This window comes from Bacteroides sp., from assembly GCA_036351255.1.
Classification (GTDB): Bacteria; Bacteroidota; Bacteroidia; order Bacteroidales; family UBA7960; genus UBA7960.
The window spans coordinates 24,991-40,215 of record JAZBOS010000010.1 but is presented as its reverse complement, the minus strand read 5'-3'; the positions used below and the strand labels follow the sequence as shown (position 1 = coordinate 40,215).

12 protein-coding genes are annotated in these 15,225 nt (G+C 49.9%); all 12 read left to right on the top strand.

What is annotated here, in order from left to right; translation table 11 throughout:
* Positions 1-110: 110 nt before the first annotated feature.
* The 12 genes from V2I46_00455 (at position 111) to V2I46_00400 (ending at position 15,166) form a co-directional block, all read left to right on the top strand.
* Complete coding sequence (locus tag V2I46_00455) at positions 111-3,407, top strand: carboxypeptidase regulatory-like domain-containing protein (GenBank protein MEE4175956.1); 3,297 nt, start codon at positions 111-113, stop codon at positions 3,405-3,407.
* 126 nt (positions 3,408-3,533) lie between these two features.
* The gene (locus V2I46_00450) at positions 3,534-4,043 is read left to right on the top strand and encodes a hypothetical protein (protein MEE4175955.1); all 510 of its coding nucleotides are present in this window, start codon (positions 3,534-3,536) and stop codon (positions 4,041-4,043) included.
* Between the two features lie 60 nt (positions 4,044-4,103).
* Positions 4,104-4,574, top strand: coding sequence for a hypothetical protein (locus V2I46_00445; GenBank protein ID MEE4175954.1), 471 nt, complete (start codon positions 4,104-4,106; stop codon positions 4,572-4,574).
* A gap of 108 nt (positions 4,575-4,682) precedes the next feature.
* The gene (locus tag V2I46_00440; GenBank protein MEE4175953.1) at positions 4,683-5,084 is read left to right on the top strand and encodes a heavy-metal-associated domain-containing protein; all 402 of its coding nucleotides are present in this window, start codon (positions 4,683-4,685) and stop codon (positions 5,082-5,084) included.
* Between the two features lie 8 nt (positions 5,085-5,092).
* Positions 5,093-5,305: a heavy metal-associated domain-containing protein gene (locus V2I46_00435; GenBank protein MEE4175952.1), complete on the top strand. Its 213-nt coding sequence runs from the start codon at positions 5,093-5,095 to the stop codon at positions 5,303-5,305.
* 7 nt (positions 5,306-5,312) lie between these two features.
* A complete protein-coding gene (locus V2I46_00430) occupies positions 5,313-7,559 on the top strand; it encodes a TonB-dependent receptor (GenBank protein MEE4175951.1) in 2,247 nt (748 codons plus the stop codon).
* Between the two features lie 199 nt (positions 7,560-7,758).
* The gene (locus V2I46_00425; protein ID MEE4175950.1) at positions 7,759-9,009 is read left to right on the top strand and encodes a putative DNA modification/repair radical SAM protein; all 1,251 of its coding nucleotides are present in this window, start codon (positions 7,759-7,761) and stop codon (positions 9,007-9,009) included.
* Entirely contained in the window at positions 9,002-9,808 is an 807-nt protein-coding gene (locus V2I46_00420; GenBank protein ID MEE4175949.1) for a TIGR03915 family putative DNA repair protein, read from the top strand. Before V2I46_00425 ends, V2I46_00420 begins: the two co-directional genes overlap by 8 nt.
* A gap of 75 nt (positions 9,809-9,883) precedes the next feature.
* On the top strand, positions 9,884-11,698 hold the full coding sequence (gene uvrC, locus V2I46_00415) for an excinuclease ABC subunit UvrC (GenBank protein ID MEE4175948.1): 1,815 nt from the start codon (positions 9,884-9,886) through the stop codon (positions 11,696-11,698).
* A gap of 228 nt (positions 11,699-11,926) precedes the next feature.
* Positions 11,927-13,705 (top strand): chloride channel protein, encoded by a 1,779-nt coding sequence (locus tag V2I46_00410; GenBank protein ID MEE4175947.1) that lies wholly within the window; start codon positions 11,927-11,929, stop codon positions 13,703-13,705.
* Positions 13,706-14,360: 655 nt separating this feature from the next.
* Positions 14,361-14,654 carry a hypothetical protein gene (locus tag V2I46_00405; GenBank protein ID MEE4175946.1) on the top strand — a complete coding sequence of 98 codons (294 nt, stop codon included), beginning with the start codon at positions 14,361-14,363 and terminating at the stop codon, positions 14,652-14,654.
* 11 nt (positions 14,655-14,665) lie between these two features.
* Complete coding sequence (locus tag V2I46_00400; protein MEE4175945.1) at positions 14,666-15,166, top strand: sigma-70 family RNA polymerase sigma factor; 501 nt, start codon at positions 14,666-14,668, stop codon at positions 15,164-15,166.
* The last annotated feature ends 59 nt before the right edge of the window (positions 15,167-15,225 follow it).

The window sequence follows — 15,225 nt, the reverse complement described above, 5'->3', positions numbered from 1 at the left end:
AGCTTCTAATTTTGCATCTCGTTTCCGGTAACAGAATATCATTCTAATTCAAAAAACCATTAACCAATAGTTACACAATTCTTAACCTTTCAATCACAAAACAAAAAACAATGAGAAAACAAACCTTTTTGATGTGTGTGATTGCAGCTTTGTTCCTGATGATAGGAGCAAATACTGCGTTTGCTCAGGTAACGACCTCCAGCATGACCGGCCGGGTGGTTGACACCAACAATGAGCCTCTCCCGGGGGCCACTGTTTTAGCCATTCATGAGCCATCCGGAACACGTTATGGTACTACTACCAACATTGAAGGTCGCTTTAACATTCAGGGTATGCGTACCGGTGGTCCATATCTTGTGGAAGTGACTTACATTGGATATGGAAAAGAATCTTTTTCGGATATCACCTTATTCCTGGGTGAGTCTTTTGTTTTGGAGGTAGTCCTTAGTGAGGGTGTGCTAGAACTGGGTGAAGTTTTGGTGGTAGGCCTCAGATCGTCTGCTTTTCAAACAGATAAAACGGGTGCAACCACCAACATTTCAAACCTGCAATTGAACTCAATGCCCACCATTAACCGGAGCATCTCGGATGTTGCCCGCATTTCTCCCTATGCGAATAATATGGGTTTTGCAGGTGGGGATGGACGTTCCACCAACTTTACGGTTGATGGTGCGAATTTCAATAACAACTTTGGTTTGGGTTCTAACCTCCCTGGTGGGGGAAATCCAATTTCTCTGGATGCCATCGAGGAGATCCAGGTTGTAATTGCTCCTTTCGATGTTCGACAGACCAATTTCATTGGTGGTGGGATCAACGCCATTACCAAGTCAGGGACCAATACATTTAAAGGTTCTGCCTACACCTATTTCACCAACCAGAATTTGCGAGGTAACCAGATTGGAGATGTTGATTTTGGAGAGCGTGATGAAGAATCAACCCAGGTTTACGGAGGTACATTGGGTGGGCCCATCATCAAGAACAAATTATTCTTCTTTGTTAATGGAGAATACGAATTACAACCAGGACAAGTTGTTACCTGGAGGCCTTCTGAAAACGGAGTTGCCAATCCTGACCAGATGCTTTCCCGTGCCAGCATTTCCGATATGGAAGCTGTCAGGCAGCACTTGATTGATAATTATGGTTATGATCCTGGTTCCTATAATAGTTTCCCGGCAGATGAATTTAATGGAAAACTTCTGGCTCGCCTTGACTGGAACATCAATAATGCCAATAAAGTGAGTTTCCGTTACAACTATACCAAAAATCAGGGATGGAATCCCACCAACGGTAACTCCACCGATGCTGGTTTCCGTAACAGGAACATGAACCGTATCTCCCAGCACTCCATGGCGTTCTCCAATTCATTGTATTCCATGGATAATATAGTGAATTCCTTCTCATTGGATTATAACAGCAGGATTTCAAATGTCGTCTCCAATCAGTTTCTGACCACTTACACCAAGATTAAGGATATGCGTGGTTCCACTTCCGAACCCTTCCCTTTCATTGACATCATGTATGGGGTTACTGAAGGCGGACAGCAGATTCTTGAGCCTTATATTTCTGCAGGCTATGAATTGTTTACCTGGAACAATGGTGTAAATAACAACATTTTTAATGTTATCAACAACACCAACATTTATTTAAGCGACCACAAAATAACGCTGGGTGCAAGTTATGAATTCCAAATGGCAAACAACTCCTATATGCGTAATGGAACGGGTTATTACCGCTACGCCAGCCTTGAGGATTTCCTCAACCAGGCTGCCCCCCGGGATTTTGCTTTGACCTATGGTTATGACGGAGAAAAAAATCCTGCCGCCGAAGTTAGGTTTAACCAAATTGGTGCCTATGCGCAGGACGAGTGGAATTTGTCTTCCGATTTCAAGTTAACCTACGGGATTCGCGCTGACTATATTCAGTATGTGGATAACATCATTAGAAATAATGCCATTTATGAATTGGATTTTGGTGGAAGAACCATTGATACTGGCGAATGGCCAACCCCTAAAGTTCAATTGTCCCCCAGGGCTGGTTTTTCATGGGACGTAATGGGTGACCAAATGATGAAACTCAGAGGGGGTAGTGGGATGTTTGCAGGAAGATTGCCCCTGGTATTCTTCACCAATATGCCTACCAACTCAGGGATGGTGCAGGGTAGTTATGCAGCTGTCACCAGGTATGATGAGGATGGTAATGTTACCGTTGTTAATCCTGCTTTAGCTGGTTTGGCTGGCCCGATGCTTACCGACGTGGATGAAATGATTGCTTTCCTGGGTTTGCAGAATACCATTTCTCCTGAAGATGGTGCTTTGCCGAGGGATATTAACGGGATTGACCCTGACTTTAAAATGCCCAAAGTGTGGAAAACATCATTGGCTATGGATTATGAAGTACCGGCCTCATTCCCCATGACGGTTACCTTGGAAGGGATCTACACCAAGAGCATCAATGGCGTTGTGCTGAAAAATTACAACCTGGAACAACCTGATAATAGCTGGCTGCGATTTAATGGTCCCGATGACCGGTATATTTATCCTGAACTGGAGGAAATTGAGTACACTTCCAAAAATGCTTATGTCCTGTCAAACACGGATGAAGGTTGGGGCGCAACCGGTAACCTTACCATTACTGCCGAACCGATGGAAAATCTTAATTTGATGTTCGCTTACACGTATACCGAGTCAAAAGAAGTTTCCGGTATGCCCGGTAGCAATGCAGCTTCAGCCTATAATGGTCTTATTCAGATTAATGGCCCTCATTTGCCAATGGTACAGCGTTCAGAATATGTTATTCCTTCGAGGGCTATTGGTTCGCTTTCATACAGGATTCCCTACCTGAATGACCATATGGCAACGACTATCAACCTGTTTTATTCAGGATACTCTCCCTATGGCTATAGCTTCACCTATGAAAACGATATGAATGGCGATGGTTATGCCACCGATCTGATTTACATTCCTTCTGAAAAAGGTGAAGTTCAGTTTATCAGCCAGGCCGACGAGGATGCTTTCTTTGCTTTTGTGGAACAGGATAAATACCTGAGCAATCACAAGGGTGAATATGCTGAAGCCTACGCTGCAAGGGCCCCCTGGACGCACAGGTTCGATTTGCGCGTTGCTCAGGATTTCAGTGTCAATGTTGCTGGAAGAAAAAATACTTTGCAATTCAGCCTTGACTTGTTGAACTTTGGAAACCTCCTCAACAATACCTGGGGGGTTAACAAAAACATGTTCAGTGCCAACAATGGACAGATACTGGTCTATGAAGGCGTTGATGAGGGTAATGTGCCAATCTTCTCAATGGCCAAAGATTCGGATGAGAATTTCCTGACAGAATCTTACTCTACGTATTATAATTATAACCAAGCCTGGAGATTGCAGTTGAGCCTTAGGTATATCTTCTAGAACCTCCTCAATCTTAAAAGAGGCTGTCTCAAACTTTTTGAGGCAGCCTCTTTCATTTTATTCTGTTCTTGCCTTGCTTGTACGCTTGTTTTTTTGCATTAAATTTGGGCTCTAAAACGAATGAAAATGAAAAAATCTACTATCCTTGCCCTGATCCTTCTTTTTTCCACCTTTCTGATACCAGGAATGTCTGGATGCAAGCGCGATAACGTTCCCGGGAAACGGGATGTCCAAATGGTGCTCGAGGATCATTTCCGCCGCGAAATCTACAAAGATTATGTTGAGGTACTCGATGTCGACATCGTGGAAGGCATGGAGGCCGATTATATGGGAGGAAAATACTATGACGTGCGCATAAATGCCCGCATCCGCGTGAAAAAAGGCCATGTCATCTCTAAGCGCTATACCGCAACCTCTTTCGAAATGAATGAAGAGTGGGCCGAACGCTACGAGGAAGAACTTGCAGCCGCAAAAACCGATGAGGAACGCGAAGATGTCAAAAACCTATTCAGCAACAATACCTTTAGCGAAGGCACTCACGAAATTGAAGGCATGCTTGGGTTTGCCCTCCTCGATGAAAAGTGGAGGCTGCTGACCATGATGCTCGGCCCACAAACCCCCAAAGATCTTCGCTGAGAAACATTATCCCAAATAATTTGTTTGTTATTTAGATAGATTTTAAATAACTTAGTACCTATGAAGGGAATGTTGAAAAATATTGCTGTTTGGTTGGTGCTGATCACCTTCCTGGTTTCCGCTTCCGGATTCCGGCTGATCAGGCATACCTGTCCGTCATGCAATATTGTTGAATACACTCTGGATCAACCAGATGTATGCTGTGGTGAGCGTTCTCAACCTGCAAATATGGAGCCAGTTTCCTGTTGTACTATACCGGATGATCTTTCCACCTGCCGTACTGATTTTCAAACCACTTCCTGCTGTGAATACGAATCAACGTTTTTTGTGGTGGATGAACTGATATCCTCGCAAACGCTGAAGGTGGCGTCGCCATTGACAGTGCTTCCTTTACTGGCTGCTCTCCTGAGCACAACAGGAGAAAATGCTGACCAGAATCTTTTACCCGCTTTTCTTCACCCGCCACCACCGGTATTTTCCGGAACAGATTACCTTTTCTTCCTCCATCAGCTTAAGATCGATTTCTGTTAAATCAGGCTGTCTCTCCGGCAGTCTGACCTGATCCTTTCCTGCCGCTGGCATCGAAAGGATTTCCCTATTTGTATCCAATTCATTTTTCACGTCAAAAATTTAAATCTTATGAAAGCTATTTCATCTGTAATAATCACCTTTTTCATTGTTCTATTTTCAGGTATTCAATCGCCGGCATTTTCGCAGGAAACCGTCCGCGAAGGCAAGGTAGATGCCGAATTCAAGGTGCTGGGCCTTTGCGGGATGTGCAAGGATCGCATCGAGAACGCTGCCTATAGCGTGCGCGGGGTTCGCTCCGCCAGTTGGGACCAGGAGAAACAACTCCTCTCGGTAAACTATCGCGCCGACCGGACCAATCAGGAAGCCATCGAGCGTGCCATTGCCAAGGTGGGCCACGATACCGAGCATTTCATCACGGATGAGGAAACCTATACCAAGCTGCACAGTTGCTGCAAGTATCCCAGGGATCCTGATATGCTTAAAAACAACAAATTGCATAACGAAGAGTAAACGGACCTATGAAAAAAATAACCTATTCAGTGACCGGTTTGCATTGCAACGCCTGTGTGAACCGGGTTCAGAAGGCCCTGGCCAATGTGCCCGGTGTGGAGCAGGTGATGGTGGATCTTCCCTCTGCAACTGTTGAGATCCTGGCAAAACAATCCCTTGACACCTCCCAGCTGAATTCCATTCTGGAAGACATAGGCGAGTACCGTTTGTTTGAAAACTAATGAATCCATGAAAAACCAGATTAATATCCTGTTTTTTGTTTTGCTCGCACTGGTTGCTTCCGGTTTGCGGGCCCAGGACAACCTTCTTAGGGGGGTGGTGATGGAAAGCCAGGCCCATGGGGATCATTTCCATCTCCAACCCCTGGTGGGTGCCAATTTGGTATGGCTGGGCACCACGCAAGGTGCGGCTACCGATATGGAGGGCCGCTTCGTGCTGGAGAAACCAGCCCTTCTGCCCCATGCGTTGGTAGTCAGTTACATTGGTTACGAAAGCGATACCCTCACCATCACCGGCACCGACACCGAGGTGTCAGTAGTGCTCGAAACCGCCCGTCAGCTCGATGAGGTGGTGGTGGCGGGCCGCAAACCTGGCGCGCACTACTCAGGTCTTGAGCCGGTGCTGACGCAGGTTATCACCGAAAGCGAACTGCAGCGTGCCGCATGCTGCAACCTCTCGGAAGCCTTTGAAACCAACGCCAGCATCGATGTAGCTTACAGCGATGCTGTGTCAGGTGCCCAGCAGATCCAACTTCTGGGCCTGGCCGGCATCTACAGCCAGATCCTCACCGAAAACATGCCCACCCTGAGGGGGCTGGGACAGCCTTTTGGGCTGAGCTACACCCCTGGCCCCTGGATGGAGTCCATTCAGGTGTCCAAAGGCGCAGCCAGCGTCATCAACGGCTACGAGTCCATCACCGGGCAGATCAATGTTGAACTGAAAAAACCTGAGACTGCCGAAAGATTGTTTTATAACTTTTATGGCAACGACTTCGGTCGACTCGAAAGCACGGTGAACGCAACCCTCAGCCTCGGCCCCCGCTGGAATACAATGGTGATGGCCCACGGCGAGTTCCTCAACAACACCATCGACCACAACCACGACTCCTTCCTAGATCATCCCCTGGTGAAAAAGTTCAACGTGATCAACCGTTACCGTTATGATCGCCCGGGCATCATGGAGTCTCAGTTTGGGGTAAGGCTGATGCAGGAAGACCGTGAAGGCGGCCAGCAATCCTTCTTCCACGACAAGGAGGACTGGGGCTCGCTCAACGCCTATGGCTTTGGCGTCAATACCCGCCGCTACGAAGCCTTCGCCAAGACGGGCTTTTTCTTTCGCAATATGCCCGATGCGAGCCTGGGGACCCAGTTCGACTTCTCGCATCACAGCCACGATTCTAACTATGGCTTGACCACTTACGATGGCACCCAGAATACATTCTATGCCAATATCCTGTTTGAAAATACCATCGCCGGGAATCCAAACCATCGTTTTACTACGGGCGCAAGTTTCCTGTTCGATGATTACCGCGAAACCCTTGCCGACAGCCTGTTCGACCGCCGCGAGACAGTGCCGGGCGTGTTCGGGCAGTATACAATGACCAGCGGTGAGCACTTCACCCTTGTTGCCGGGCTGCGTGCCGACTTCCACAACCTGTATGGCGCCTTCCTCACGCCACGTTTTCACGCGAGGTACCAGGCGGGTGAACACACTACCTTCCGTGCATCGGCCGGTAGCGGATTCCGGGTCCCTAACCTGATTGCCGAGAATACCGGACTGCTGGTAAGCAACCGCCGCATTCGGGTGCTTGAGGAAATCGAACCCGAAAGGGCCTGGAATTACGGGGGAAGCGTCACGCGCAACCTCTTCCTGTTTGGCAACGATGCCTCCCTCACCGCCGAGTATTACCGCACCGACTTTCAGAATCAGCTCATCGTCGATGTGGATGCCGATCTGTCGGAAGCCAGATTTTACAACCTAGATGGACGTTCATTTGCCAACAATGTCCAGCTGGAGATGAGTTTCGAGCCTGTCCGCCGGCTGGAGATGACGGCAGCCTACCGCCTCACCGACGTGAAGACCACCATCAATGGGCTGCTCGATGCCAAACCCTTTGTAAATCGTTACAAGGGCTTGCTTTCAGGCTCCTATGCCACACGCAGCAACCGCTGGCAGTTCGATCTTACGGCCCAGTTCAATGGTCCCAGCCGCATCCCTTCCACTGCGATGTTGCCCGAGGCCTTCCGGATGCCTGAACAATCGCCTGCCTATACCATCCTTCACGGACAAGTGACCTACCGCCTCAGGGACTTCGACCTCTACCTGGGAGGTGAAAACCTGACCAATTTCAGGCAAAAGAACCCCATCATTGCCTCTGCCGACCCCTTCGGCGAATACTTCGACGGCTCCATGATCTGGGGCCCCATCATGGGCCGTATGTTTTACCTCGGACTGCGATACGCCATCGACAGGTAATGAGGTCTTTTGCAATCCCGGTGAACCGCCAGGGCCTTTGTGCCCCGGCGGTTTTCTTTTTTCCTCGATGTGAATCTGATCAAAAATCTTGCCATTTAGGGAGCTGTTTCAGGCAAAAAGATTTCCTTTTCTTACTGATAATGCATATATTTTAGCGTTTCCATTTGATTAAATTCTAATCATTTTCAGACCTAAGCCAATGAAGGAACAGGTGCTTAAAAAGCTACAGGTACTGGCCGATGCAGCCAAGTACGATGTGTCCTGTTCTTCCAGCGGCAGCACGCGTCCCGCCCAGGATGGAGCCCTGGGCAATGCTGCCCGGGCAGGTGTCTGCCATTCATTTACCCAGGATGGCCGCTGTATCTCCCTGCTCAAAATCCTTTACACCAACTACTGCATTTACGACTGTGCCTATTGCATCAACCGCCGAAGCAACGACCTGCCCCGGGCCTCCTTCTCCGTCGATGAGCTGGTCGATCTGACCCTCAGCTTCTACCGTCGCAATTACATCGAGGGTCTTTTTCTCAGCTCAGGGGTGGTGGTAAGCCCCGACCATACCATGGAGCGCCTCATTGCTGTGGCCCGCAAGCTGCGCAGCGAGCATCACTTCAACGGCTACATCCACATGAAGGCCATTCCCGGATCCAGTGCTGAACTGGTGGCTGAAGCCGGTCTCTGGGCCGATCGTCTCAGCGTCAACATCGAGATTCCCTCCGAGAACAACCTGAAGCTGCTGGCCCCCGAGAAGGACTTCAGCAGCGTCCTCAGCCCGATGAACCAGATCCATCAGGGTATTGAACTCAATAAGGAAGAACGCCGCAAGTACCGCAAGGCGCCCCGCTTCGCGCCTGCCGGGCAAAGTACACAGCTCATCGTGGGCGCCAGTCCCGAAAGCGACTTCGACATCCTTCGCCTGGCGTCGGGCTTTTATAAGCAACAGAATCTCAAGCGCGTTTACTATTCTGGGTTCGTGCCCGTCAACCCCGGCGACAGCCGCCTGCCGGCCATTCAAAAGCCGCCCTTGGTGCGCGAGAACCGTCTCTACCAAGCCGACTGGCTGATGCGCTTCTACCAGTTTCGCTTCGACGAGATCCTCGACGACCGCCATAGCTTCCTCGACCCCAATCTCGACCCCAAGCTGGCCTGGGCCTTGCGTAATCCAAGCTTCTTTCCTGTCGACCTGAACGCAGCCCCCTATGAGATGATCCTTAGGGTGCCCGGCATAGGGGTGCGCTCAGCAAAACTCATCATCGCCAACCGCCGCTTTGGCAGCATCACCTTCTCACACCTTAAGCGCATGGGTGTGGCCCTCAACCGCGCCCGTTATTTCATCACCTGCCGCGAACTGCCCTTGCATCTCAGGGACATCGACCCGGTTTATCTCAGGCGCAAATTGTCGCCTTCCGTCAATCCAAAAGTCGTTCAATTAAACCTCTTCGAACATGCCTGAGATGGAAACCTCCCCGCTCAGCCTGATTTACGATGGCAGCTTCGAAGGCTTCCTCTGCGCCGTGTTTGAGGCCTTTGAGCGGCGCACCATCCCACAGGCCCTGGTGCCAGCCAGCAGGCCATCACAACTGCTTATTGGCGAGCAAATCGAGGTGGAAACCCATCCCAACCGTGCTGAGCGGGTGCGCAACGGCATCATCCAGCGCTCCTCACATCGCAATGCAAGCCTTGTCCATGTGGCATTTCTGTCGGAGCTGCCCGGGGTGGAACTGCTGTTACTGCGTTACCTGGTGAAGTTGTTCAACGATCCCAACGGGCGCTACTGGCAGAATATGCTGGATGATGAGGTCTTCGAGCTGGTGCAGATCGCCCGTAAGGTCAAGAAGGAAGTCCACCGCTTCCACGGCTTCGTGAGGTTCCAGGAAACCGCCGACGGGATGTTCTTCGCTCCTATCGACCCCGACCACAACATCATCCGCCTGCTGGCTCGCCATTTCAGGGCACGCTTCTCAGGTCAGCAATGGATTATCTATGACACCAAGCGTAACTACGGCATCTATTATGACCTCCATACGGTGCAGGAGGTGGTGCTGCAAAATCACCGCATCGACTTCAATGCAGGCAACGTGGCCAGCGAAGTCAAGGCCCTAGACGAAGATTTCTACAGCCGCCTGTGGAAGGAATATTACGATGCCGTCAACATTCTTGAAAGGCAGAATCACAAGCAGATGACCAATCTGATGCCCCGCCGGTACTGGAAATACCTCCCCGAAAAGAACCAAGCAGGCAAACTGAAATAGATTGTTGTCAGGGCCAGGAATGATCCCCAGGTTTGGAAAAAAATCCCCAAATTTGTGGGGCAGACCCGGCACCCTATGAAAAGCCCTGAACCAAAGCATAACGAACAGATCCAGTTGGCCCTGAAGACCCTTCCAGGGAAGCCGGGCGTATACCAGTTCTATGACGAACAAGGCCGCATCATTTACATCGGCAAGGCCAAAAATCTGAAGAAAAGGGTCGCGTCGTACTTTAACCGCGACCATTACGACAGCGGCAAGGTGAAGGTAATGGTGAAACGCATCGCCGAAATCCGTCACATCATTGTCGACAGCGAACTCGATGCACTGCTGCTTGAGAACAACCTCATCAAAAAGTATCAGCCGCGCTACAACATCATGCTCAAGGATGACAAGACCTATCCCTGGATCTGCATCAAAAATGAGCCATTCCCGCGCATCTTTACCACACGCAATGTGGTGCGCGACGGCAGCAAGTACTTCGGCCCCTATGCTTCGGGCAAGATGATGCACGCCCTGCTCGACCTCATCCGCCAGCTCTTCCAGTACCGCACCTGCCGCCTCAACCTCAGTCCCGAGAACATCCGCGCTGGCAAATTCAAGGTCTGCCTCGAATACCACCTGGGCAACTGCCTGGGACCCTGCGAAGGCCTGCAATCGCCGGAAGACTACCAGGAGACCATGGATCAGATCGAGCAGATCATCAAGGGCAACCTGGTGGAGGTGAAGGCGCAGCTCAAGGAAAAGATGAAGGCTTATGCCGGGGCTTTTGAATTTGAAAAAGCACAGATGGTCAAGCAAAAGATTGAAATGCTCGAGCACTACCAGAGCAAATCGACGGTGGTGAGTATGTCGGTGACCAATGTCGATGTCTTCTCAGTCATCAGCGACCAGGAATCGGGCTATGTCAACTTTATGAAGGTGATCAATGGCGCGGTGGTCCAGTCGCACACCCTCGAGGTGCGCAAGAAGCTGGATGAAACTGATGCCGAGCTGCTCGAGCTGGCTATCGTTGAGTTGCGGCAGCGCTTCCAGAGCCAGGCCGTTGAGTCGGTGGTGCCATTCAAGCCTTCCATCCCTGTGCCAGGCCTGCGTTTTACCATCCCACAAAGGGGCGACAAGAAAAAGCTGCTCGAACTCTCTGAACGCAACGCAAAATATTTCCGATTGGAAAAGCTCAAGCAGAAGGAGCTGGTCGATCCCGAGCGCCACACCCGCCGCATCCTGAAACGGATGCAGGAAGACTTGCACCTGCCCTCAGCGCCGGCCTACATCGAATGCTTCGACAACAGCAACACCCAGGGCACCTATCCCGTGGCGGCCATGGTGGTATTTCGCGATGCCCGTCCCAGCAAGAAAGATTACCGCCATTTTAACATCAAAACTGTGGAGGGCCCCGACGACTTTGCCAGTATGGAAGAGGTGGTGGCGCGCCGCTACAAGCGTCTGCTGGCCGAAGGTCAGCCTTTGCCCGACCTGGTGGTGATCGATGGGGGGAAGGGACAGCTCAGCGCCGCTGTGGAAGCCCTCGAAAGCCTTGGCTTGCGAGGAAAAGTGCCCGTCATCGGCATCGCCAAGCGCCTGGAAGAGATCTATTTTCCCGGCGACAGCATCCCGATATACATCGACAAGAAATCGGAAACCCTTAAGGTCATCCAGCACCTGCGCGACGAAGCCCACCGCTTCGGCATCACCCACCACCGTAAACGCCGCGAGAAAGGCAGCCTGAAATCACAACTGGCAGATATCAAGGGCATTGGCCCCCAAACCGAGCAAATCCTGCTGAATACCTTCAAATCAGTGGCAGGAATCAAGCGCGCCACGGATGAAGCGCTTGAAAAAGCTGTCGGGCTGGCAAAAGCCAATATTATTAAGGCCTTCTTTAAGGAATAATTGTTTTCTTTTTTCCCTTTCCGGCAATATCCTTTTTTTCTATAAGGAATTTGACAGGAGAGAAAAACCGGGTCCAGGATCTGGTGTCTCAAAACAATGATAACTTTGACAACTTTGACAACAATGATAACCACGAACTAAGAATTAGCTCATCTGCAATAGGAAATTAATTTTTCTTTCCGATAATTTTTAAGATATTAGCCTTTTCATTTTCACACGTTCAAAGCAATGGAACTCCAGCCTTGGGTTGACAAGTTTTTGATCTGGCGGCAGAAGCACCTCAGCGAACGCAACTTTTTGCTCATCCTGTCAATGATCATTGGCTTACTGGCTGCCATTGCTGCGGTGGTGCTGAAAACAGGGGTACACTATTTCGAGGGCTGGGTGCGCCGCATCCCCGGGCAGCACATGGAAAACTACTTCTTCCTTGTGTTCCCCCTCATTGGCATCCTGATCACCGTACTTTTTATCCGCCACATCGTCCGCGACGACATCAGCCACGGGGTTTCGCGCATCCTCTATGCCATTTCACGCAACAAGGGGGTGATGAAGCTGCACAACACCTGGTCCTCAGTGGTCGCCTGTACCTTCACGAGTGGCTTTGGAGGCTCGGTGGGCATGGAGGCGCCCATCGTCTCTACCGGTGCGGCCATCGGTTCCAATGTGGCACAAGCGGTCAAGCTGGGCCATAAGCGCACCATCCTGCTCATCGGCTGTGGCTCGGCAGCTGCCATTGCTGCCATCTTCAAGGCGCCCATCGCAGGCCTTATCTTTGCCCTCGAGGTCCTGATGCTCGACCTGACCATGGCCTCCATTATCCCCCTCCTCATCGCCACCGTGACCGGCGCCATCTTCTCCGCATTCTTCCTGGGCGAAGGCGTCGAGTTTTACTTTACCCTCAAGGATACCTTCAATTACGGGGCCATCCCCTTTTATATCATCCTTGGCGGATTTACCGGCATGATATCCATTTATTTCACCTGGATGAATGGCCAGGTGGAAGGCAGGATGAAAAATTTCACCAAACCTTTCGAAAGGCTTATGATCGGGGGACTTGTGCTTGGGGTCCTGATTTTTCTCTTCCCGCCGCTCTTTGGCGAAGGCTATTTCACCATGCGCAGCATGCTGTCGGGCCAGCCCGAGCAACTGCTGCTGGAAAGCCCCTTTGGCCACCTGGTCGACCGTTCCGGCTTGCTGTTCATCGGGTTCCTGGTGTGTGTGCTGTTCCTGAAAGTCGTTGCCATGGCGCTCACCACCGGCGCCGGCGGAGTCGGCGGGGTGTTTGCTCCGAGCCTCTTTGTGGGCAACATCGCAGGGTTCATTTTCGCGCGTCTGATCAACACCTACAGTGGGTTGAAGATCTCCGAATATAACTTCACCCTGGTGGGAATGGCTGGTCTGCTGGCCGGGGTGATGCATGCCCCACTCACGGCCATCTTCCTTATCGCCGAGATTACTGGGGGCTATGAGCTCTTTATCCCACTTATCATCACCGCTTCCATCTCATACCTTACCGCACATTATTTCCAGCCCCACTCCATCTATACGAAGAACCTGGCTGAAAAGGGCGAACTCCTGACCCACGACATGGATCAAAATGTGTTGACCTTGCTTAACGTGGAATCGGTGATTGAAACCAACCTCGATACCGTGGACCCCGAAATGAGCCTGGGTGAATTGGTCAAGGTCATTGCCAAGTCGCACCGCAACATCTATCCGGTGCTCGACCCCGACAACAACTTCCTGGGTATCGTCTGGCTCGACGATGTGCGCGAGATCATGTTCGACCGCAACCAATACGACGAGCTGAAGGTCCGCAACCTGATGTTTTATCCCCGCGCCACGGTCAACCTCAGCGACACCATGGAAACTGTGATGCAGAAATTCCGCGACAGCGGCCTGTGGAATATGCCTGTGCTGCACGATGGCAAATACAAGGGCTATGTGTCGCGTTCCAATGTATTCAATATCTACCGCAGCCTCCTGCTCGAGTTCTCGGAAGAATAAGCCGCCCATTCCACCATTCCTTTATTGATCCTTATCCATCCGGGATCAGCCCGTTCCTGTATGGTTACAATATGAGAGCCATTCCTTTATTGATTCTTCTCAGCGATGTTTCGACTTTTAATTTAAACCGTATCATAAACGGGTCATAGACGTTTTAAAACGTTTATGACCCGTTTATGATACGGTTGAAGTCATAACCCTAATGAAGTCCGAAAGAGCGGTGAATCCATCCCAAACCTGCTTCAGCGACCTACCAAGGTCTTGTTCGGCAAGGCCACTTACGAACCCGCCACGGGGCAAATACGAGGATGGTACGAGCATGGTTGAATGAAGAATGGAAAAATATAAATGAAGAATTAAAAATTTAAGATAAAGATCTTGAATGAAAGTTAACCTTACTTTATGTTGAACGGAGGTCTTTGATTATCGGTGGAGGCAAAGGCTGCTGGGCAGATCTCTTTTCCAAAACGTTTTTCGTATTAAACCATTGATTGCTTGAAAGTTACAGAAGGCGTGCAAAAGGATTTTTCAAGATCTAACTGGGCGTTGAGGAAAAAGGTAAAATTCAGGTTTTAAAAAAATGGGCCTATTCATGTAGTTTTTTTTGGAAAATGAATACTAACCAAGAAAATGTCAACAGCAAAATTACCAGGAGATGGAAACAACAAAGAAAGAAAAGTCAGAAATTTTCAAAGGTGCAGGAATTCTTACGGGTTTGGCAATAGGGTTTGCTGTATCAGTGGTTATTTTTTTATTTACCGACCTGATTGCCCTGGTGGGTCCCCTCGCAGGAGGACTTGGGATCCCCCTGGGGATCATCCTGGAAAAGAAATTTCAAGGGGAAGTGGCTTCAGCAAGAAATCCAATCATGGAAAAGGTCTTGCTTTTTTTCTGTGCCTTAGGTGTTGTTTTATTAGCAGTGTTTTATTTTTATGCTAAATTTATTTAAAACTTGAAGATTTGGCTCAGCAAAGCAAAGAAACAGAAAACCAATTCCTGGGAAAGATCCAGAAGCATCAGGGCATCATCCAAAAGATCAGCCTGATATTTTCAAATGGCCGGGAAGACAAGGAAGACCTGAGCCAGGAAATTGTGCTTCAACTCTGGAAGTCATACCCTTCTTTTAACCACGAGTCTTCGTTCTCCACCTGGATGTACCGCGTAGCGTTGAATACGGCCATCGGGCTGACAAAAAACCGGAAGCAGTTTGTTGAAATTGAGAAACATCCCATTGTTGTGAATGAAACGGAGCATAACTTGTTTTTGTCGGAAGAGGTAAAGATCCTGTACAAGGCCATATCACAGCTTAACAAGGTGGAGAAAGCCATTGTCCTGCTATGGCTTGAAGAGGCAAGTTATCAGGAGATTGCTGATATAACGGGTATTTCCGTGAAGAATGTCAGTGTAAAACTGGTAAGGATCAAGGCCAGGCTTGCCGCTATAATCAAAAAACTTCAGTAAGATGAAAGACATGGATTTGGAACAATATAAATCAGCCTGGATAAACGAGCAGGCTTTGA